We start from the raw sequence: 20,659 nt of genomic DNA, 5'->3' as shown, positions 1-20,659 counted from the left end.
TTCCAGGGCAAGGTAACGAACAACTATTCGGGCAACTCTTGTCTTGGCATTGGCAGCCTTTGGTGGGAGCGATCGGTGAGTCCGTACCGCTCCTACGCCTTCCTCCTTGTCAGTGCCGACGGCGATCCGTCGGCCGGCCGCGTTGCGGCGGGCTCGTATTGCGTCTGTCCCGCTTTCTCCTTCTAAATCCATCTGCATCTATTGAAAAGCCTGCGCAATCCCGCGTGAGCTTTTCTTTTCGACATCCCCCCGCCGTTGCCGCAGCGGCAGTACGTTATTGGCAGGCATTGGGGTTCGGTATGTTTGGCATAGAAGATCATCAACATACTGAAGGGGTAGGTATGGATCAAGTCATCGATGCCATGATGCCGTTCTTTACGCTTGCTATTGTCCTGTTTGGCATAGAGACCGTGTTCGATATGTTCTGGCGCGAGCATAAGAAGGCCCAGCGGGAGCGTGAGCGTGAGAAAAAGCGGGAGAAGCGGCGACAGGAGTACCAAGACCGCCGCATGGCGAACGATGCCGAGCATGCGAAGGTTACCCGAGCCATACGATATGACGTCCTGCGCCGCGACGGGTTCAAGTGTGTAAGGTGCGGACGCGGTAGCGCCGACGGGGTCAAGTTGCACGTCGACCATATCGTCCCCGTCTCGCGCGGCGGTAAGTCGGTTATGGACAACCTCCAGACCCTTTGCGAGGACTGCAACTGCGGCAAGGGAAACAAGTACGTTGAATAGGAGAATCGGATTATGTATCAAACGGTAATCGGCTCGGACGGCAAACTGCATCTCGAACGGCAATTCGGCCACCAGAGGATCGACCTTACCACGGGAGACGTCAAGACGGTCATCCCGGGGTTTGGAGGCATGAACACCGTCATCGATGGGAACGGCACCCATACCGAGATGCAAATCGGTAACATGCGCCAGACGATCGGCAAGAACGGGTTCGACTGGACGCTGTAGGTGGGGTCTGCCGCTACAAATCTGTTTCTAATCGTACGGTATGTTGATTCTGCTCTGATGCTATCTTCGGGACGGGCGGAATCATATTGAACGGGGGTCAGAATGACCCTACTTAAGTTTTACGGTCGGCTGGGTTAAGTTTTGGCTTGTACAAAATCTCAACTCAACGGGCGGCTACTTATGAATACTTACAAGGACGTAACCCGCAGGGAACAAATCGCAGGACGTGACATCGAATCCGGGGACAAGGAACTCGGTGTCCGCATCTGGCGAATCATGCGAAAAAAGGGTCTGAACCAGAGTTCGCTCTCGGAGGCCTCTGGAGTATCCAAGAACATTATCACTCGCCTACTGACGGGTCGCAGAATGACCTCCTTCGAGAATATCGAGAGGATCGCCACGGTGCTCGACGTCTCGCTTGACGAGTTCAGGCCACCTGCACATCGCCCGCGTAAGGAATTTGCGGGTTCAGTCCAGGCAAAGCAAGGGAACAAGGTCGATGCGTCTCGTTCGAATGATGAGCGCGACCTCGAACCTGATGGCATCAACCTCTATAAATAGGAAGCGATTTCGTGAAGAAGTATTTCGTGCTGGTCAATAAGGAAGGCCTGCCATATATCTCCATCAAGCGAGAGCCGAACGATTGCCCGCTCGTCGGCATCTGCTCGGATTTGGCAAGCGCCAAGTCGCTCATGAAGGCATTTCTCGAGTCGCGCGACAAGGGGAAAGGCATTAAGCCAGAATAGCGCGAGATGATTCCAATAACAGTGTTTTAACGGTCGGCCGATACAGTCGACCGTTTTTTATTGGCTCCCCTTTCTGGCGGTTCTCTAAAAACCACCAAGTTATGAAGGAATGTGATTGCCGCAGCGGCACGACATAATTTCTCACTTGACGGAGTCCGATTATGTTCGCCGAGGGAGCGCGCCCCTCGCCTTCTATCGTTCTCAACTGAGAGGATTCATCCAATGGAATTCGTCAACTCCGCCTGCGCCCACGCCGTGGTCGCCAAGAACCAGCTCAAGAACAAGCTCGTGCGTGACTTCCGCGCCGCCCGTGCCGGCGAGCTGTCCGGTCAGGGCCTCATCGAGTACGTCCTGATCATCGCCGTCATCTCGCTCGTCGTCGTCTTCGCCGGCCCCGCCGTAGCAGGTGCCATCCGCAATCAGTTCAACAAGATTGCCACCACCCTGACCACCGGTACCACCTCCGGTTTCGGTGCCTAGTCGCCAAGACTTCGTTTCTGCCTGATGGGTGAGACAGACCGTCAAGCCCGTCAGGCAGATTTGCTCTGTGTATTTCCGCTAGAGAGGAACACTCCAATGGATTTCGTCAACTCCGCCTGCGCCCGCGCCGTGGTCGCCAAGAACCAGCTCAAGAACAAGCTCGTGCGTGACTTCCGCGCCGCCCGTGCCGGCGAGCTGTCCGGTCAGGGCCTCATCGAGTACGTCCTGATCATCGCCGTCATCTCGCTCGTCGTCGTCTTCGCCGGCCCCGCCGTCGCAGGCGCCATCCGCAATCAGTTCACCAAGATTTCCGAGACCTTGAACACCGGTACCGGTACCGGTTTCGGTGCCTAGTGGCTGAGCTGCTTGTGTTATTCGGCACCATCCGTTTCCCAAAGACGGCCGGTGCCTTTTCTTTTTAGACAGAGACCGACAGGAGACCCTATGACCGCAATCAATGGAGTAATAGGAGGTATCGGCGCGGTGTTCATCCTTGCCGGAGCCATCTTCTCGCTCGCGGCGAAGAAGCGTGATGCCGAGGAAGTCGATACCGCACAGATCCATGCCATCGAGAACGGTCTTGAGACGGACGCCGAGTGGGTCGAGGAGATCCGCGACGGGGCGTTCAAGGGGCTCGTCAGCCCTTCTGTCGCCCGCGCCGCCCGCTCCGCCTGCGATTTCAGCGATGAAGACCTCGTAGGTATCGAGAAGTCCTATAAGTTCTGGGGCGGCCGCGAAGACGGCCGATTCGATACGGGCTGCTCGGATTGGCTGCTGGGAGTCGGCCTTGTCGGCGGCGTCGCCGCCGGTGCCATCGCCAGCGCCTTGACAGAGCCCGCCTTCGGCTTTTGGATCGCCACGTTCATCAGTATCTGCGTCAATGATTTCAGGTACCGCCGTATCGACCTCTACTCCATCGGCTTCCTCGCCCTCTTCGGACTTCTCATGGGCGGCGGTGCGGATATCCCGCAAAGGATCGCCCAAGGGCTTTGCCTTAGCGCGGTGCTGTACCTCGCCGCCGGCGGTGCGAAATTGGTTTGCGGAAAAGAGGCTTTCGGCTTGGGCGATGTCCTGTTGCTCGGAGCCGTTGGAGCTTCGGCGACGTATAGCTCTTCTGCGCTTTTGGCTGGGTGCCTTACCCTGCTCGCCGAATGTAGCGCCACGCTTGCCGTCCTCAAGATCAGGAAATCGGACACGGCTTTGCCCTTCGCTCCCCTCGCCTTTCTTCCCGCCCTCGCCTTCGTATTAGCTGCGTGATGCCATGAAACGATATTCAAATAGCCATCGATTTAAAGGGCAGTCCCTCGTGGAGTTCGTCCTGTGCGCCCCGTTGCTCATCGTCATGCTGTTCGCACTGCTCGACGGGTCGGCCTACTACCGCAGCGCCATGTGCGTGCGTACGGCCGCCACCGAGGCGGCCACGTTCTACACGAAGCGGCCCGATGCATCCGATGCCGATGTCAAGGCCCATGTACTCGCTTGCGTCAAGGGAACCGAAGGCATCGAGTTCTCCTTCAGCACGGAGGACGCCGGCACTGCGGAGAGTAACTATACGATGCGCGTCAAGCAATCCAGCGGCTGGAAGACTGCGGACGTGAAGACCGTTACGAAAAGCAAGGCGTTCACCTGTAAGAAGACCATTAAGACCTTTCTGCCCTCGCTTTTCGGCGAGGGGAATACCGCCACCGCCACGGCAACCGTGGTGGGCAGCTCCTCGGAAGAAGGTGTGCTGCGATGAGATTCCATCAGCTTCGCGGCCAGACGACCGTAGAGTTCGCCTTTGCGGGCATCTGGCTCATCCTTTTGATGATGGCCGTGCTGTGCTTCGGCTTCATCACCTTCCAGAAGTCCTCGTTCGACTACCAGGTATCGCATATGGCAGACGAGCTCCCCAGCGGTTGGGAGTCTATGGATGCCAAGCGGGTCGTGAAGAGCTGCGTCGCGGCCGCCTCGGGGCTTTCCGAGGACGATATCGAGGTCAACTCCGCCGAGATCCATCTCGAGGACAAAGGCAGCACCGACCTCGGCAACAGCACTGCAGTTCAGCTCGGAAGCGAGCTGAAGACGACGACCGCCAGCTATCTCGACATCAGCGCCGATATCACCGTCCACCTGGGTCGAGGTATCGGATTTGCGGGTGCCGGCGGTATCCCCTACCGGAGATCCGTCAGGCAGAGCTTCACCGTCGAGCGCCGTTGGGAGGTGGCATAGATGGAACGATTCGGCAAGGAAAGCACACGCGGGCAGGCGCTCGTGATGTTCGTCCTAGTCGCCGCCGTCCTCGTAATGGTGCTGGGGTTGGCGATCGATGCGTCGGGCGCTTGGTGGAAATCGCAGCGGCAAAACGATGCGATTGAAATCGCCAAGGAATCAGCCCTTTCGCGCAGCAACGAAATCAAGTTCAATGCCACGGATTCGACCCGCGCCCTCGACGAGATCATCTATTCATCCCTGACGGAGAACCTTCGCGACCTCAGCAGCTCAGAGGTCTCCGTGACCTCGTGGGAGGTACCAGAAACCAAGACCGGCAGCATGAACAGGCTTATCGGAGTCGAGGTCTCGGTTACCGGCACGTACAGGTGCGTTTTCGCCCAGACGTTCGGGTTCGCCTCGGTCCCCGTCAAGAACACCATCACGTTCACCATCAACCCGTATTCATCTACCGAGGTTTGGCGGCAGAACTCCGCCGGCCATGGCTGCAGGCTGGTCAAGTCCGCAGACAAGTCGGTGGGTCAGGAAACCTATACGACGCTCAGCATGGCCTCGGATATCTCCGATGCGCTGAACGATGCAATTAACAAGGGACTCGCGGAACTCTCGTGAGTGCCGGAGCCATAAGCGATGATACAGGCGCTCGCGCCGCCGGAAAGGAACACCATGTTCAACAAGAAGGATAAGGATCCCATTGAGCCTATGGAGGGCGAGGAGGTCAAGAAAAAGGGATTTCCCGCGTTCGGTCGCAAGAGGGAGAAGGACCCTGCGGCAAAAATCGTGACGCCCGAGAAACGCCGCCGCCAGCTCTCTTGGCTCTGCGGTGCGTGCGCTGCGGTCGCGGTCGGCTCGCTGGCATTTGCGGCCGTGGAGTTCACCGTAGCCCAGGATACGGTCGCAAAAAGCCAGGCGGACATGATCGAAATCGTCGTTCCCAAGGAGACCATCAAGGCGGGAACCCCCATCACCGCCGACATGCTCGAGGAGGCGCAAGTGCCCAAGCGCTACGTGCCTGCCGATGCGGCCGATGGGTCGAGCAAGTCCGATCTTATCGGCAAGGCTCCCGTCGGCGACTTGTCGGCCGGCGTGCCGATTTCCATGGGCACCGTGCAGGGTTCGTCCAATCCGTCGTCCATCTCGCTCGCGCTCGCTTCCGGCCATGTCGCGCGAACCTTCTCGCTGGATGCCGCCGCCAGCATGTCGCCGCTGCTCAAGCCGGGCGACTATGTCACCGTGACCGCGACCTTCAAGTCCGGCAACGGCTCCACGCAGCAGACCGTCGCCTACCAGAACGTCAAGGTCCTCGCAACCGACGCCACGCTCCAGAGTTCCGACGGCTCCTCTCAGAGCGCCGGCTACTCGACCGTCACCCTTGAGCTGACGCCCGAGCAACTCTCTGAAATCGGCACCGCCGATTCCATCAGCCTCGCCGCCCAGCCGCTCAGTGAGAACCCGAAGGACGATTCCGACCCCGATGCCCTCGATGCGCAGAGTGATAGCGATTCCGGCACCGCGCCCGTCGTGGACGCAGATGATACCCCGGCTGAGGAGTAAACATGCTCGATAAGATGTACGACAACGCCGTCGCCGAGGTCATGTCGCGATGCGCCAACGACCTGCAAAATCAGGTGGCCCTCGTCGGAGAGGTGTCCGACGGCATCGAGCGCCTGCAAGACCGCGCCCTCGCATACGTCAGCCGCTCGCCGGCCTTCGAGGACGCGGATGAGGACGTGAAGCGCCAGGCGGCCAAGTTCGTCGTAGACGACCTGTTCCAGCTCGGCCCCATCGAGGAGTTGCTCTGGGACCCGGAAGTGTCGGAAATCATGGTCAACTCGCCCGATCAGGTCATGGTCGAGCGGCGCGGCAAAATCACGCCCTCGGGCGTACATTTCTTCGATGAGGAGCATGTCCAGAGAACTATCGCACGAATCGTCTCCTCGGACGGGCGCAGGTGCGACAACCAGAGCCCGCTTTGCGACTGCATGCTGCATCGCACGGGGGCGCCGTTCGACGGCAGCCGCGTCAACGCCGTGGCCTTCGGTATCGCAAAACATTGGACGCTCGACGTCCGTAAGTTCCGCAACGACGCCCTCACGCCCGAATCGCTTATCGCCAACGGATCCATGGACGAAAACATGGCGGACTTCCTGCAGGCACTCGTCCTCGCACGCATGAACATCGTCATCGAGGGCGGCACCGGTTCGGGCAAGACCACACTGCTCAACGCGCTCTCCAACTTCATCCCCGACGGCCAACGCATCATCACGGTCGAGGACACCGCCGAGCTCAACTTGGCGAAGAGCCACGTCCTGTCGCTCCAGTCCCGCCCCGCCAACAACGAGGGCAAGGGCGAGATCACGCTCCAGCAGCTGGTCATCAACACGCTGCGCCAGCGCCCCGACCGCATCGTCGTCGGCGAGTGCCGAGGACCGGAAGCGTTCGACATGCTCCAGGCCATGAACTCGGGCCATGACGGCTCGCTCACGACCACGCACGCGAACAATCCGCGTGCCGCCCTCGACCGCCTGCAAAACCTCGTGCAGATGAGCCGCGCGGGCGCGAACATGCCCCCCGATGCCATCATGAAGATCATCACCGAGGCGGTGGACTTCGTGGTCGAGATCAAGCGCCTCCCCGATGGCAGCCGCCGCGTCAACAACATCTGCGAGGTCTGCGGCATGCAGGGCAATGTGCCTACCGTCGGCTCCATCATGAAGTTCCAGAAAACGGGCGTCGATTCCAACGGCCGCATCAAGGGGGAGTTCCGCCCCACCGGCTCGCGCATCGTCTCCGAGGACCATAAGGAGCGCTTCTACTCCAACGGTGTCGAGATTAAGCCCAGCTGGTTCGACAACGGAGGGTTGTGGTAGCCATGAACCAAACTCTGGTCAGCTATTTTTTCTACGGCGTCACGTACGTCCTGATCATCGCGGTGCTGACGCTGTGCGTCATGGCGCTTCTCGTCTCCAGGCAGCTGCGCGTCCTCTCCGAGCGCCGCAACGTCTACCATGAGGGCGAAGAGGTTTCCAAGAAGAAGCATTCCAGCATCCTCGTCGAACTCCGTGAGGTCGCACGCCAGCATATCGAGGGCAGCGGCGTGAAGTTCTCCTTGAACGAGTTCATGAGCATCTGGGCGGCCTGCACTGCGGTGCCGCCCCTGCTCGGCATCGTCATGGGCATGAACGCGGCCGCCGTCATGCTGCTCGCGGCCCTCGGGGCATTCCTGCCGCTGTTCTTCCTGTCTGCCAAGAAGAAGCACAGCGAGAAGCGATTCGAGGAGCTTCTGGGTCAGACCATGCCGCTCATCTCGGCAAACCTTCGCGGCGGCGCGATGCTGTCGCAGGCAATCCGCCCCGTCGCGGAGAACATGGACGAGCCCATCAAGAGCGAGTTCGAACAGCTCCGCCGTGACATGGACCGCGGCATGCCCGTGGACAAGGCGCTCGACAAGTTGGCCGAGCGAAATAATTCCGCCGACCTCAAGCTGTTCGCCTCGGCTGTCCGCGCCCAGATGCGTACCGGCGGCTCGCTGGCGGATATCGTCGACTCGGTGGGCAGCACCATCCAGCAGCGCTGCGAGATGCGCCAGATGGTCCGTTCCCGCACCTCGCAGGCTCGCTTCACGGCCATCCTCATGGTCTGCGTGCCGCCCGCGCTGGGACTTGTCTTCTATATCGGCAACGACATGTACCGCGAGTTCTATTCGAGCGCCATGGGACTGGTCGTCATTTGCATCTGCGCCCTGCTCGAGATCCTCGGCTATTTCATCGCCAACAAGATGCTCGACATCAAGACCGACTAGGAGTGCTTCATATGATCGTAGACGGAACAACTATCGGCCTTATCGGCGCGGGGTCGCTCGCGGCGGGTCTCAGCACCACGCTGGCGGTGCAGAAGAAATTCGGCATCGAGGTGCGCAACCTCAATCAGAAGACGCTCAAGCAGCGCAGCGAGGAGATGCAGGACCGCTTCAAGTTCGGCCAGCCGTTCCAGGGGTCTGCCCTCTTCGGTGCCATGTCGCGTGAACAGGAGGAGCGCCAGCGAGATGCAATCAAACGCTCGGGCCTTAAAATCTCGGCGCTGATGTTCTGGGCCTCCAAGATCATCTGCATCGCCGTCGGCATCATGGTCGGCGTGCTTATCGGCACCAAGCTGAACGGACTTGCGACCGTTGCGGCTGGCGGTCTGGGCGGCATGGTCGGGTATATCCTGCCCGAGCTCTACCTGCTCCAGAAGCGCCGCGAATGGCGCAATAACATCGAGCGCGAGCTGCCCAATGCCCTTGACCTCATGTCCATCTCGATGGCCGCAGGCTCAACGTTCGACGATGCCGTGCGCACGGTGGCCGAGAACTCCGAGGGAGCGCTTGCCGAGGGCTTCCGCGACGTACTGGCCAACGCCCGCTTCATGGATATCACCGATGCGCTCAAGCAGTTCGCCTCTAATGCCGGCGTGCAGCCGCTCACCATCTTCGTGGCCTCGCTTATCCAGGCGCGACAGACCGGAGCCGAGTTCGTCGAGGTGCTCGAGAACCAAGCGCAGACGGTGCGCACGTATCGCAGGCAGAAGCTGGAGGAGGAAATCAACAAGATCGGCACCAAGATGCTCATCCCGATCATCTTCCTGATCTTCCCCGCCCTGTTCGGCGTGCTTCTGTCGCCTGCAGCCATGTCGGCTATCCTGGCTATGGGCAGCCTGTAGGAAAGGGGGTTTCAGATGCTCGATGCTATCGAGTCGGCCCTGCTCGGTCTTCTCGTTGTCTTGCTGGCGTTTATCTGGCTCGTGCCCATTGCCGGCAAATGGAAGGTCTATGGGAAGCTCGGGATGCCCGGTTGGTATTCGATTGTCCCGGTCTATGCCGACTACAAGCTGTGCGAGCGCGTGCATCGCGGCGACGGTACAAGGACGTTTCTCATGGCGTACCTTATCGTGCTTATCTGCTCGTGGGTGTTTTGCTGGGTCGATATGCTTAGCTGGGTGCTTGCATTGGTTCAGCTCGTGATGAATATCATCGTGCTTAACGACCTGTCCCATGCTTTCGGAAAGGAGACCGGCTACACGATCGGGCTTGCCATCGCTGGGTTCATCTTCTGGACGATACTCGGGTTTGGTTCCAGCGAGCCTGTCGATCTGGATAGCGATTCGGACGATGAGTTCTAGGGGTTAAGAGGGATAATAACAAGTAGCTGTGCCGCGGGGCGCCATTTTGGGCGCCCCTTTTGTTTGGCTGGGTGGATGCTAGATAGTTGCGTGTAGCCCTGTAGGGTTGTAGCCCTGTAGCGGTGTAGCTAGGTGGACTAGGTGTTGCACGGCAATAAGCGGTTGTCTGCGTTAAACATCTTTCTGATGTCAAGGAAATGGGCAAATTATCTTGATGAAAGATGGGCGGGTTCTACTTGTGTCCCGTTCGGAGTTGAGTAATGGGCGGGGCTTGAGAATCGAGGAAGGAAATGAATCCCCTTGATTTAGGAGATGAGCCGGATGGGTTCTCAAATCACTAAAATCCCCTCTATCTGCGGAGACCAATACCCTGGTATCGGATATCAGGTGGATTGCGGCGAGTCGGTTCGCGTTGCGATGGCGTGGCCTTCTGCTTCTGCCGGCGGCTGGCGCAGCCTCACCATGGAGGTACCGAAAAAGCTCAGCCTTGAAACTGAGTTGAACGGCGTTTCGGTGGAGACGCTCTTGAAATCCGCAGGTGAGCTATTCGAAGATAACGACCTTGATGGGTTCAGGCAATTCGAGCAAATGCTCGGGGATAAGTTGCCCAGTACGGTCGTACGGCTATTTGCCCGCTATGCGCCCGTCGATTTGACTTACGCGGGCAACGCGGAGGCATGTCGCGCTGAAATCGAGGAATTTCTCGGTGGAGATATCCCCGAGCTCGAAACTGGGGACACGGTAATAGCATCTGGGAAATTCCGCGCCGTACTTGTGCCTGTGGGCTCCGATCCCGTTGCCATTGGAATCGACAGCGGGCAAGACATTATGAATCACGTTGGAGGTTTCTTCAACGAGGCTACGGGAAACATGCCCTGCGATAGGGGCAAGGGAATCGTGCCGTTGGATGTCTTTCCATTCAATGTCTCGATATACGTCAATGGTAGGACTATCTCTCCTAATAGGTCTCTTTCCGTCCCTCAGTCTAACTGTCAACCTAATCGTGCCTTCTACGCAACCGAGAGCATGGAAAAAGAAGGCTGCCGTTCTTCAATCGATGGCAAACCCGTGGTCGCAGGCCTGCCCATGTCCGTGCTTTACGGAAATATCGTCGTCAATGGTTTCAATCCCGACCGCGCTTGTGACAGGTCTCTCACTGATGGCGAGATGATGGATGTTATGAACTACTTCCAGCGCGAGAGCCCTCGCGACAGCGGGCGCGAAGTAGCTCTTGTTGTCCAAAACGGTCTGTATGGCGAGTTGAGGGAGTCGCTTACTCATGACTCTCCTAGCTGTCCAGATGTCCAAGGCAAGTGCGATAGCAGCGAGTCGATTGATGACCTTATGGCGCAGGCGGTCGAGGTTGCGGACGATGGCGAGATGAGCCTTGAGGTCAATCTGGACAACGTGGACCGTTAAATGCGAATCATCGAGGAGGAAACTATGTCTATAGAGAGTGACCGTGCCGGAACGAACACCACCAGTGTCGATGAGTGGCGCGATGGGATGGTCGAGCAAGTTTCGGAATACATGGACAAGATTAAGGATCTGGATGCGAAGGAAGTAGTAGGTGCAGACACGGTATTCGAAGAGGCATTCGAATCGATCGGGGATAACGCGACCGATGCGGTAATGGACATGTTGGACGTCTATACGCACTCGGACACTTCTGGTCGTTCGGCTATCGCCGAGGTGTTCCATGCACTCACGGGCGCAACTTTCGACTACTTCCTCACGCAGGCATCGGATGCATGCCAGCAGACGCTCTGCTTGGTTGAAGATGAATCGCTCGATGAGCTCATGGCGCAGAAGGTTGAGGACTATCGCGCTGGCAGGCTTGAGACCTACAGCATCGATGAGGTAAGGGCGCATTGTGGCTTGTCCAATGATGAGCGCTAAGGGATTAGAATAATAACAAGCTGCTTTGCTGCGGGGCGCCATTAAGAGCGCCCCGTTTGTTTTGCCAAGTGTATGGCGGAAAGCCTTGTAGGCGTGTAGCCCGGTAGCCGGGTAGCGGCGTAGCGAGGTTGGTCAGGCTACTTGTGTCCCCAGGTGGGGTGTAGAGGTAGCAGGCGTTTATGTTCGAGATAGATTGTCCGAGCGTGAATGGGAGCTATCTATGGCCAAGAAAACCTATGGCAAATATTCCGGTAAGAGCCCGACTGAGAAGCTGACGGATGCACGGCAGGCGCTATTCGATGCGCTTCTGGCGGATATGGAGCGTGAGGGTTCCCGATGGGTCAAGGAGTGGTCGTTCCCCCATCCGCCTATGAACGGCGTGACCGGCAAGGGTTATGGGCCGCGAAATACCGCTATGCTCATGTACGCCATGAGGGACGGCGGGTTCAGGGACCCGCGATTCGCCACGTTCAAAATGGCATCGGATAAGGGGTGCCACATCATCAAGGGATCGCATGGCTATCCTATCGAGCGTTGGAAGCGCATGCTCGTCAGCAAGACGGATCCGACGGCCCGACTCAAACAGCCCAAGACCGAGGAAGAATGGAAAATCGCGCTCGCGAATCCCGAGTATAAGGAAGAGCCGCGCTGCGTCGGCACGTTCACGGTGTTCAACGCCGAGCAGATGGAGAATACGGAAAACCTCGTCTCCGTCGAATGCTTCAAGCCCATCGAGCCCGATCGCGTGGCCGACGGCATCGTCAAGGCATCGCCCTGCCCCGTAATCGAGACACCGAACGCTGAGGCGTTCTACCTGCCGGGCGCAGACAAGATTTACGTCCCGCAGCGCAACCAGTTCACGAACGTCGAATCGTTCTGCCGAACGCTGCTCCACGAGATGGGGCACGCCACGGGCCATCCGAGCAGAAACAACCGCGAACAGTGCGGACTGAAGCAGGATCGACAGAAGTACGCCTTCGAGGAACTCATCGCCGAGCTCTCGAGCGTGTTCACCGCGAACGCCATCGGTCTCGATCTCCGCAACGTCGACGACGACAAACCCCTTGCCGCCAACGAGGTTGATGCCATGTCGAACTCGGCCGCCTACCTCAAGAGTTGGTCCCAGGAGTTCAAGGATCCGGGCGGCGAGCTACTGAAGGCCGCATCGCGGGCGAGCAAGGCGACCGATTACCTCGTGAAAGACTGCTTCATCCCGAAGCTCGGGAAGGACTACTTCAAGTCCCCAGAACTCGCTACCGAGGCAGTAGCCGACGTCGATATGGGGCGCGGCGGTGAGTTCGAAATCGAACAGGACGGCAGTGAGTTCAGTCTCGATGAGCTGTGTGAGTCCAAATGCGATGAAGCGGACATCGCCAACGGCGATGTTGAGGTGCCGATGACGCCGCGCTGCGGGGAGGAGCGTTAGACATGAACGATGGCCTGAATATCAATTCGTTTGACGAGCTTAAGGTCGCGCTGGACAACGCTCTGCGCAATGGCGCGGCTTCACCTGAGGCGGCAGATTACCTGATGGAGCGATTCGAAGTTCTCTGCATGGATATCGACAACGTGTTTCTCGCCATATCCGCCAATGACATCAAGGAGGAATATCCGAACCTTACGATGGATGAGGCTCGCGAGGTGCGTGATAGCGCCAACGAGAACCTTTGGAACTCGGGTGGATATGACGACATCAACGATGTGGCTTGGGGTCAAATCGAGGCTGAGGTGAAGAGCGTCAAGGATATAGGCTGCGTTTCCCACGGCAGGGAGACATGCCTTGATGAGCTTGCTGAAACATACGGCGAGAATGACGCCTGCCACAACGGGGACGGTCTGTGCGATGCAGGCACACACGCCAGGTAGATGCTACTTTCGTCCCTTGCCGTGACTCTGGCAGTTCGAGCTTCATGCTAGTCAGTAAGTTATCAATTCGCGTGATGGAGGAACCATGAGCGAGCAGAACAACATGAACAAGGGCAAGGTCCGTATCGATTTCCCCCCGAAATGGGTGACCGCCGAGAAGGCCAATGGCGAGCCGTACACCATCTCCAACGGCAAGGGCGAGTCTTGGCCTGCCGTCAAGTGCACCCTTCCGAGCGGCACCAAGGTCGATGGCAAGGACCTCTCCGGCTTCAGCTTCACCACGTTCCAGAAGCCGTGGAACAAGACCGATATCGAGGCTGGCAAGGGCACGGGTGTCTTCGTCAATGCCGATCGCAATGTGAGCCTCTTCAAGTACGATCAGGACGGTCAGCGCCACGATGAGTCCGTGGAGCCGCAGAAGCTCTCCGATGCCGTCGAGGCCGCCCGTGCGGAGTACCGCGAGCAGCACCAGAGCCACGACCGCTCCCAGGAGCAGGAGACCGGTCTCGATGAGCTGTGTGAGCAGAAGACCGCTGAGGCCAATGAGCGCGAGAGCGGCTCTCAGGACCGCAGCTCCCAGAACGTCCAGCGCTAATCGCCGATAGCCATTGGATGCGGGGAGGGACGGATAGCCGTCCCTCCCCTTTTCTTTTGGCGCGAAGGCTACTTTCGTCCCCCTTGCGGCGTGTGCGGGACCTCAAAAGTACGCTGGGATACATCAAGTAATCAGAGAGATGGAGTAGCTATGTCAGAGGTAAAGCCGAGCATTGCCGAGCTGTATGAGTTCGGCGAGCTGGACATGGAGCTCGTGAACAAAATTGCCCACAACGAGCTGGATAAACGTAAAGGCGATACCCGTAGCCCGGTATATGCACTCGCATACGAAAACATCGACTGCTATGCCGATTCCGGATGCAGCGAAATAATCGAGAATTATGTTGCTGTTCTCGATTCTCAATTGACTGCCGAGGATTACGGCGGCGGCAAGATTTCTTCTGAGTTCATACTCGGTTCTGCTATCGCTCTTGGTGCGGCAGCTCAAGCTCGAGCTGATATTGAATATTTCGACCAGGAGTTCAAGCTGCCGCCCTCGAGAAGGTGGCCGTTAGTCTTGCGGAAGCAGAACAGCGCATCGAACGGGACGATCTCGCCGCGGGAATCGCATTCAACGCGGGACTCGAGATGGGATATATCGAGGGCAAACGAGGGGAACAGGGTCTGGATGATATCTGCACCGCGAAAAGCGAGGAGGCCGACCTTATCTCTGGCGGTGATGAGGTCAGTCGCGTTGGAATCGAAAACGAAATTTGACAGTCTAGGAAACGAAAAATAGGGAGAACGATATGAACGGTGGGTCTTGCAGCCTCTATATCGAGGGTAAGGGAAAGGTTTCCGTCAACATCGATGGGCATCCGAGCATGCCCCGTATGAGTTTTACCGGAGTTCAAGGACGCGGGGCCGTCGGTCACAGCCTTGCCCGCGTATGCGAGGAAAAGGCCGCCATTCGGTGCGCCCTGCGCAGTGCGGGGTTCGAGATTCCAAGGGCTAACGTCCGCATCGACATTGACGAGTCCGCATACGAGTTCGGACATATGTGCATCGAGAATGCCTGCGCACAGGGCATCGCCATCGCGAGCGGTCAGGCGGAGATGCCCGAGGGCGGCCGCGTGGCGGCCACTCCAATCGAGATCAACGGTTCGACGCTTCGCCTGGAGCCGATTAAGGACGGCATCGAGCGCGGGTTGGATGACCTTTGCGATGAGAAGCAGGCCGAGGCGGTTTTGGTCGAGGGGACGGCTGACCGCGATGGGCAGTTTGAGCATAAGGAGAGCGGACGATGAGCAAGATCGCAAACATCAGGGTCGACGTCGCGGCGAGCGATGCGGCCTATTACGCTTACGCCCCGCATGACAGCGTTATCCTACCGATGGCGCCTGACAAACTGCAAAAGGTCATCGATAAGATGACTTATTTCGGCAGGCACGACTATGCCATCGAGGATATTCGGACTTCCGGCAAGTTCGACAAGTTGCACTTCGCCGAGGACGAGCATGTGGACCTGCGAGCGCTCAACGCCATGGCGGAGTGCGTCAAGCGCAATCCCGACCTTGATTATGATGCCGTGCGCGACTACTGCGACAACTTCGATGTCCCGGTCGACCCGCTCATGGTTGGCAACGTCATCATGCAGGCCGATGATATGCCGTTTTGCGGCTATTCGGTCGCTGTCGATAGCGAGGCTCCGCTGCCCAGCGACCTGTGGCGGGCATACGGCCTCACGCTCCTCGACCAAGCCAGCGAAGAGCTCGAGTCGTGCGTGAACGACAATCGTCTCTCCCCTGCCTCGAAGGCCAGCCTCTTGAACATCGGCGAGTTGCTCGGCAATGTGCCTGCCGAGGCGCTGGGTGCTAGGATGGCGGCTGGCGGGGACGTGTGTCTCGGGCATAGCGGTTATTTCGACCGTAACTCCAATGAGGTCGACTTGATGAAATTCGATTTGAATGAACTCGAGCAGGCGGCTTTCGAGGGTGACCGCGATTTCGCGGCCGACCGTATCGTTGTCTATGCCGAGGATCGCGAAGCTGCCGATTTGGGACTCAATATCTCCCTGCCGCTGACACTGCCGATGGATGCCGCCGAGCTCGAAGGCGCCCTCAAGGACATAGCGGAAATGGAGGGGGTCGATGCTGGCGAGCTCGTCATGTGCGATTATGAACTTCACGGGCGCTTCCGTGAATATTCCTGGCATGATTTCGGTTCGGACGATCCAATTGTCGATATGAACCGCTTCGCGCAGGTCGTTGTGAACAACCCCGAGCTCAGCGTCGGGGAGCTCTTCTGCTACAACGATGACCATGAGATCTATGACATCGACGCCATCATCGAGTCCGCTGAGAAGATGATTGCCTCGCAAGGGGCGCCAGATGGGGATTTGTGTCTCGATAACCTCGCTGAAGCGAAGGGCGATGAGGCGGAGATGGTCAATGAGGGTATCGGGACTATCGGCGCCGGCGCTCTTGCGGGCGGTGAACGATGATGGATACGATTCGCGCCGTGCTGGTTCCCGTTAATGCCGAATGCCGCGAAGTCGAGCTGCCGGTCGATGAGAATGGGAGCTGTGGCGCCGCACTCAAGGGAATTGTCGGCGAGCGGGCCGTCAATGTATCCCAAGAGCTGCCCGACAAGTCTTTGGGAGATGCGGTCTGCGTCTATGTCAATGCTGAAGGGCTGGTGGCTTGCCCCGCCAACCGTGCAATCTGGGCCACCCAGGAGATGGCGGACGAGGATCTTCAGTCCCCTTTCACTGGCAAGACCGTCGTGGCGGGCGATCCAGCCGATGTGCTGTACGGCGATTTCGTCGTCGTGGGCTATGATCCGTATGAGGGGATGGAATGCTCCCTTTCCGATAAGGAAGTGCAGGACGTCGTTGATTTGTTCAGCGGTCGCGGCGGCCCGTACTCGGGCGTGTCGGCGCTCGGCTATATGGAATGCATGAAACCCGACCCAAAGCTCAGGGAGCAGGACGAGTGGAACAACGAGTCCTCGCAGATCGATGAGTTCATCTGCTATAAGAAGGACGAGGCCGCCCTGTACAACCAACGTCTCGAGGACGAATATTCCAACTCGTACGACGATAGCTGGCAGAACTCGTACGACAATACGGAGTGGTAGCCATGAGTGCGGTGAGCTACGGGCAGGCGGGGTACGTAGGTGCCTCCATGAGCGTCCGCGCCCGAGCGGCATATGAGCCGAACGAGATGCCGATGTCGAAGTGGACGCGCAAGGCAATCATCTCTGCCATCAAGGATTACTGCGATGATTTCGACCTTGCCTACGATTCTAAGATCGAGTCGATGACCAAGGCACAGCTCGCCGATACCTATCTCGAATATAAGTCCTGGCACCATACGGGACGGTTCGCACGAGGGATCGAGTTTTTCGGATTGGATGAGGATGCGGTCTGCGCGGACTTCCCCGAGATGGGGCTAGATCAAGTTACCGAGCGAGATGAGATTGGAATAGACGGATTTCTTGAAGCCAAAAGCGTAGAGGCGGGGCTATCGGAGGCAGTCGGGCTAGTGAGGGAGCCAGGCTTCCGGTAGGCGGATTTGCAGGGATCTGCCCCCTATATCATCCCCTGCTTTCGGAGCAGGTCTTCTAGCATCTCGCAGATTTTCTCGTCTTTGGCCTGCTGCTCCCTCTCGAGCTCCTGCCTATAGTACTGGTCGAGGTCTGGCTCCCATGTGCCGTATTGCTCGGCAAACTTTCTGCGCGACATGAGGTCGAGGATTAGGTAGACGATATAGGCGATTGCCAAAAGGACGATTACCGCTATGAGGATGTAAGCCAACGAGTTCCTCCAAGTGAATCTTATTTCGAGCACATTCTAGCAGTTTCGGCAGGTTGCGAAAGGCACAGGTGTTGCCGCAGCGGCAAGTCCGCGCGGGGCGAAATTGGCGCCGTTAGCATTTATTGAGTCAAGGAATCTGTGATTGGAGCGCCTAGATGGATGATTACAAAACTGATAGCGATGGCTTGAAGTCTCGCAGTTCGCTTAAAGAGTTCGTCAACAGCCTGTTTAAGCGTATCGGCATCGGACGAAGCGGAATCCTGTTCGCGGCGTGCTGTCTAGCGGCGGCTCCGCTGGTTCAGGCGGTGTGGACAATCATCCAGGCTCGTATCTTAGGAATTGCAGTTGCCGGTTCTTGGCATGAGCCGATTGGCTGGCTATTCACCGAAGGACGTGTAACTGTCCTCCCTATTCTTGTTGCCATGCTTAGCTTCTTTTGTTGGCGATTTGGTAAAAATCCAGCGTATGGGGCAATCCTGTTTTCCTTTGCCTCGTGTTATCTGTGCCGACCCCAAAATGACTACCTGTCCTTCGGCATCTCGGCTCTCATCGCGCTGCTTCTTATCGGCTTCGTTGTGTATAAGGACTAACGACATGGAACAGAAAAAGGCATCTCAAAATCAAAAAGGACTTTTGAATTTCAGCTTCTCCCGCCGAGGGCTTTTTGCACTTTTTGCAACTGTTGCGGGAATGGGTCTTTCTGGTCTGACGCCGAAAACAGCTGAAGCATTAGCAGGCATCGGTTTGGATCATCCCGATTGGCCTCGGTACTTCGGCAATGCGACTGATACTGGCGTTCTAACTCATCCCGATCGTACCCAAGGTTCCAATGATCGGTTGTTTGGCTATGCAAATCAATGGACGTTGTGGAGGATTTACAACGATGATAGGGATCGTCTGGGCTATGCCTTCGCCATGGCAGTCGAGTGTGATTACTCCAACGAGCTATATGACCATATCGTGTTTCGCCCCTATTTCTATTTCACTTCCTATTGCGAATCGAATAAATGGCATGGCTACTGGCTTGGCTCCAGCGATGGCGATGATAACAGGGGTTCCGTCTATATTGCCAGTGATACCCCAATTGGTAGCTTTCAAGGTAATTTCACCAATAATGGGTCAGATGGACATCCTGAACTGTCTCATTTGAATAGCGGTGGCTGGCTTTGGCGTGGTTGGGATGCCGGAACTAGGTATGAGACATTTATTCGCCGTGAAGCAGAGTCTCGCGCTCGCAATGTCTGGGCTAAATGTGAGGTTTTCAACGTTTGGCATAACAACGTTAGGCCGAGTCAAGATGTCTTTTCTACGCAGGAAGCCCCTAAAAAGGGCGATATGAACCTTCATACCGAAGCGATTCAAATCGGAAACGATGTGACGCTCTATGGCGGCGTATTCAAGCTCGTGCCGGTTGTCCTGCCAAATGCCCGTGTAGATGTCACACAGGGCGGATATGGCGCCGATGGACGGCCGTTCGCCCAATCGGGTAACGGCCGCGGACTGTGCTTTTATCACGACTATGACGGCGCCAATCAGATGTGGGCTTTCAAGCCGTATCTCGATGATGGCGTGGGAACCTTCACGTTCGCCCTCGCCAGCCTCATCAGCCCCAAGCTGGTCCAGACGCTCAACAATAACGGTCATATTGATGTGAACAGGTCTTGGAAAAACGGCAACATGGAGACGGGCAGTGCCGTCATTTGGGACATTCGAAAGGCATCAGGCCGAGAGAACTCCTGGTGGATCGACCATGAGCCGTCCGCCAGCAACGAAACAGACCATACCTGCTATTTCATCACCTCCGATGCTGACGGCCAGCGTCTCGACACTTGGGGGACATCGGGCGACGGCGGTGCCGTGCGCATCTCGAGTCCCGCGTGTCCCGGCGTATGGGGGGGATCAGAAGAATGCCAGTTTAAGTTTATCGAGGCGCGATGCGGCGGCTATGTGAAAAACAGTAAGAAGACCGCCAAGATCGGCGATAGCGTCACCTGTGTCGGGTTCATGCCTGACTCTAACGAAACTCCTACTCTGTCTTCCAACGGATGGATACATAGTGTCGCGAACCGCAAGGAGCTGCCGCCGCAGCCAATATATCGCTGGTATGTAACCCGCGATGTGGTCGATATCCCCGATGACGATGATGCGGTCATCATGGCAGGCTGCTGGGTATCTACTTGGGGCAAGCAGACCGAGGCCGCCGCACACCGCCATATCGGATATCCGCACGGTGGGCATTCCATCTACAACCTCGCCTTGCATGTCGAGGGGTCGCAATTCGCGGGTTCGATCTGCTACGCGGCTAGGGCTTGGGATTCCTCGGTCTGGGTGACTGGTCGGGATGGCGCGGAGATCTGTGGCTCCCCTATCGCTGAGGTCAAGATCTGGCTTACCGGCGAGCTGGCCGAGAACTATGACCTGTGCTATCGTTCCATCCCGCTCGACGGCAAGTGGACGGATACCGTCTATTCTTGCGGTCATTCCGATAACGATGGATCGGCGGCACCGTCTTGCGGTAGCATTGGTTCCGCAAAGATGTGCGGCCTCAACGTGCATCTCATCCGCAAGCCGCGCGGGGCTCGCGTGGTCAAGGAGTTTTCCTTCGATGACACGATTAAAATCGCCGAGGATATCTCCAAGGGCAATGATGCCGTTTGGCTGTGGTCGGCGGCGATGATGGGCATCACGACCGTACCGGAAGATGAGAAACGTTTCTGGAGCGACCGCCTGCTCGGTACCGTCGTGGTCGGTAGCGGTATGCCGAAGACTGAGGATGACGAACCGCCCAATCCTCCGACTCGGTTGCAGTCCGTCGTCCACTTTATGCTGGTCGATACCCTCGGCAATACGCAGGAGGTGCACACGGTCTACATCAAGCTCAACACCGACTACAGGACGAGCGAGCGCCAAGGCGATTTCTCGGACGCTCGCGCGGCCATCGAGCAGGTCATGCGCGACGAGGGGCAGGACATGAGCCTGCT

The 20,659-nt window shown here is 57.7% G+C and carries 29 protein-coding genes; 28 read left to right on the top strand and 1 reads right to left on the bottom strand.

The window, feature by feature from the left end; all coding sequences use genetic code 11:
• From DW754_RS11200 to DW754_RS09885, 26 genes are all read left to right on the top strand, one after another.
• Positions 1 to 186, top strand: a 186-nt coding sequence (locus tag DW754_RS11200; RefSeq protein WP_233508934.1) for a hypothetical protein, incomplete at its 5' end; no start/stop codon positions are given.
• Positions 187 to 341: 155 nt separating this feature from the next.
• Entirely contained in the window at positions 342 to 737 is a 396-nt protein-coding gene (locus DW754_RS10000) for an HNH endonuclease (RefSeq protein WP_117759677.1), read from the top strand.
• 12 nt (positions 738 to 749) lie between these two features.
• Complete coding sequence (locus DW754_RS09995; RefSeq protein ID WP_117759675.1) at positions 750 to 965, top strand: hypothetical protein; 216 nt, start codon at positions 750 to 752, stop codon at positions 963 to 965.
• A 180-nt stretch (positions 966 to 1,145) separates the two neighbouring features.
• The gene (locus DW754_RS09990) at positions 1,146 to 1,526 is read left to right on the top strand and encodes a helix-turn-helix domain-containing protein (protein ID WP_117759674.1); all 381 of its coding nucleotides are present in this window, start codon (positions 1,146 to 1,148) and stop codon (positions 1,524 to 1,526) included.
• Positions 1,527 to 1,537: 11 nt separating this feature from the next.
• A complete protein-coding gene (locus DW754_RS11005; protein ID WP_158557012.1) occupies positions 1,538 to 1,711 on the top strand; it encodes a hypothetical protein in 174 nt (57 codons plus the stop codon).
• Positions 1,712 to 1,933: 222 nt separating this feature from the next.
• On the top strand, positions 1,934 to 2,191 hold the full coding sequence (locus DW754_RS09985) for a Flp family type IVb pilin (RefSeq protein WP_199411491.1): 258 nt from the start codon (positions 1,934 to 1,936) through the stop codon (positions 2,189 to 2,191).
• 96 nt (positions 2,192 to 2,287) lie between these two features.
• Positions 2,288 to 2,545, top strand: coding sequence for a Flp family type IVb pilin (locus DW754_RS09980; protein WP_199411490.1), 258 nt, complete (start codon positions 2,288 to 2,290; stop codon positions 2,543 to 2,545).
• Between the two features lie 90 nt (positions 2,546 to 2,635).
• Complete coding sequence (locus DW754_RS09975) at positions 2,636 to 3,448, top strand: prepilin peptidase (protein WP_117759672.1); 813 nt, start codon at positions 2,636 to 2,638, stop codon at positions 3,446 to 3,448.
• Positions 3,449 to 3,497: 49 nt separating this feature from the next.
• Positions 3,498 to 3,929: a TadE family protein gene (locus tag DW754_RS09970; protein ID WP_158561651.1), complete on the top strand. Its 432-nt coding sequence runs from the start codon at positions 3,498 to 3,500 to the stop codon at positions 3,927 to 3,929.
• Complete coding sequence (locus tag DW754_RS09965; RefSeq protein ID WP_117759668.1) at positions 3,926 to 4,402, top strand: TadE family protein; 477 nt, start codon at positions 3,926 to 3,928, stop codon at positions 4,400 to 4,402. The genes DW754_RS09970 and DW754_RS09965 overlap by 4 nt, the downstream gene beginning before the upstream one ends.
• Positions 4,403 to 5,014 carry a hypothetical protein gene (locus DW754_RS09960; RefSeq protein ID WP_117759666.1) on the top strand — a complete coding sequence of 204 codons (612 nt, stop codon included), beginning with the start codon at positions 4,403 to 4,405 and terminating at the stop codon, positions 5,012 to 5,014.
• 54 nt (positions 5,015 to 5,068) lie between these two features.
• Positions 5,069 to 5,956, top strand: a complete 888-nt coding sequence (gene cpaB / locus DW754_RS09955; protein ID WP_158561650.1) for a Flp pilus assembly protein CpaB — start codon at positions 5,069 to 5,071, stop codon at positions 5,954 to 5,956.
• 2 nt (positions 5,957 to 5,958) lie between these two features.
• A complete protein-coding gene (locus DW754_RS09950) occupies positions 5,959 to 7,272 on the top strand; it encodes a CpaF family protein (protein ID WP_117759662.1) in 1,314 nt (437 codons plus the stop codon).
• Between the two features lie 2 nt (positions 7,273 to 7,274).
• Positions 7,275 to 8,204, top strand: a complete 930-nt coding sequence (locus DW754_RS09945; RefSeq protein ID WP_117759660.1) for a type II secretion system F family protein — start codon at positions 7,275 to 7,277, stop codon at positions 8,202 to 8,204.
• A gap of 11 nt (positions 8,205 to 8,215) precedes the next feature.
• Positions 8,216 to 9,103: a type II secretion system F family protein gene (locus tag DW754_RS09940; RefSeq protein WP_117759659.1), complete on the top strand. Its 888-nt coding sequence runs from the start codon at positions 8,216 to 8,218 to the stop codon at positions 9,101 to 9,103.
• A gap of 15 nt (positions 9,104 to 9,118) precedes the next feature.
• Positions 9,119 to 9,562, top strand: a complete 444-nt coding sequence (locus DW754_RS09935) for a DUF5684 domain-containing protein (RefSeq protein ID WP_117759657.1) — start codon at positions 9,119 to 9,121, stop codon at positions 9,560 to 9,562.
• 321 nt (positions 9,563 to 9,883) lie between these two features.
• Entirely contained in the window at positions 9,884 to 10,981 is a 1,098-nt protein-coding gene (locus DW754_RS09930) for a hypothetical protein (RefSeq protein WP_117759655.1), read from the top strand.
• A 24-nt stretch (positions 10,982 to 11,005) separates the two neighbouring features.
• Complete coding sequence (locus tag DW754_RS09925; RefSeq protein ID WP_147336396.1) at positions 11,006 to 11,461, top strand: hypothetical protein; 456 nt, start codon at positions 11,006 to 11,008, stop codon at positions 11,459 to 11,461.
• A 220-nt stretch (positions 11,462 to 11,681) separates the two neighbouring features.
• Positions 11,682 to 12,887 (top strand): ArdC family protein, encoded by a 1,206-nt coding sequence (locus DW754_RS09920; RefSeq protein WP_117759651.1) that lies wholly within the window; start codon positions 11,682 to 11,684, stop codon positions 12,885 to 12,887.
• A 2-nt stretch (positions 12,888 to 12,889) separates the two neighbouring features.
• Positions 12,890 to 13,327, top strand: a complete 438-nt coding sequence (locus DW754_RS09915) for a hypothetical protein (RefSeq protein ID WP_117759649.1) — start codon at positions 12,890 to 12,892, stop codon at positions 13,325 to 13,327.
• Positions 13,328 to 13,412: 85 nt separating this feature from the next.
• Entirely contained in the window at positions 13,413 to 13,922 is a 510-nt protein-coding gene (locus tag DW754_RS09910; protein WP_117759647.1) for a hypothetical protein, read from the top strand.
• Between the two features lie 150 nt (positions 13,923 to 14,072).
• A complete protein-coding gene (locus DW754_RS09905; protein WP_117759645.1) occupies positions 14,073 to 14,660 on the top strand; it encodes a hypothetical protein in 588 nt (195 codons plus the stop codon).
• Positions 14,661 to 14,670: 10 nt separating this feature from the next.
• The gene (locus tag DW754_RS09900; protein ID WP_117759644.1) at positions 14,671 to 15,168 is read left to right on the top strand and encodes a hypothetical protein; all 498 of its coding nucleotides are present in this window, start codon (positions 14,671 to 14,673) and stop codon (positions 15,166 to 15,168) included.
• Positions 15,165 to 16,364 carry a hypothetical protein gene (locus DW754_RS09895; RefSeq protein ID WP_117759642.1) on the top strand — a complete coding sequence of 400 codons (1,200 nt, stop codon included), beginning with the start codon at positions 15,165 to 15,167 and terminating at the stop codon, positions 16,362 to 16,364. Before DW754_RS09900 ends, DW754_RS09895 begins: the two co-directional genes overlap by 4 nt.
• Positions 16,361 to 16,999: a DUF3846 domain-containing protein gene (locus DW754_RS09890; RefSeq protein WP_117759640.1), complete on the top strand. Its 639-nt coding sequence runs from the start codon at positions 16,361 to 16,363 to the stop codon at positions 16,997 to 16,999. The genes DW754_RS09895 and DW754_RS09890 overlap by 4 nt, the downstream gene beginning before the upstream one ends.
• Positions 17,000 to 17,046: 47 nt before the next feature.
• A complete protein-coding gene (locus DW754_RS09885) occupies positions 17,047 to 17,430 on the top strand; it encodes a hypothetical protein (RefSeq protein ID WP_147336395.1) in 384 nt (127 codons plus the stop codon).
• A gap of 23 nt (positions 17,431 to 17,453) precedes the next feature.
• Here the strand turns inward: DW754_RS09885 and DW754_RS09880 are convergent, their stop codons facing one another.
• Positions 17,454 to 17,678: a hypothetical protein gene (locus DW754_RS09880; RefSeq protein WP_117759636.1), complete on the bottom strand. Its 225-nt coding sequence runs from the start codon at positions 17,676 to 17,678 to the stop codon at positions 17,454 to 17,456.
• A 155-nt stretch (positions 17,679 to 17,833) separates the two neighbouring features.
• Here DW754_RS09880 and DW754_RS09875 point away from each other — a divergent pair, with 155 nt between their 5' ends.
• Positions 17,834 to 18,268: a hypothetical protein gene (locus DW754_RS09875; RefSeq protein WP_117759634.1), complete on the top strand. Its 435-nt coding sequence runs from the start codon at positions 17,834 to 17,836 to the stop codon at positions 18,266 to 18,268.
• A gap of 4 nt (positions 18,269 to 18,272) precedes the next feature.
• Positions 18,273 to 20,659: hypothetical protein (locus DW754_RS09870; RefSeq protein ID WP_147486955.1), on the top strand; the 2,387-nt coding region annotated here is incomplete at its 3' end.

This window comes from Collinsella sp. AM29-10AC (assembly GCF_003469085.1).
GTDB lineage: Bacteria > Actinomycetota > Coriobacteriia > Coriobacteriales > Coriobacteriaceae > Collinsella.
This window is presented reverse-complemented; position numbering and strand designations above follow the sequence as displayed.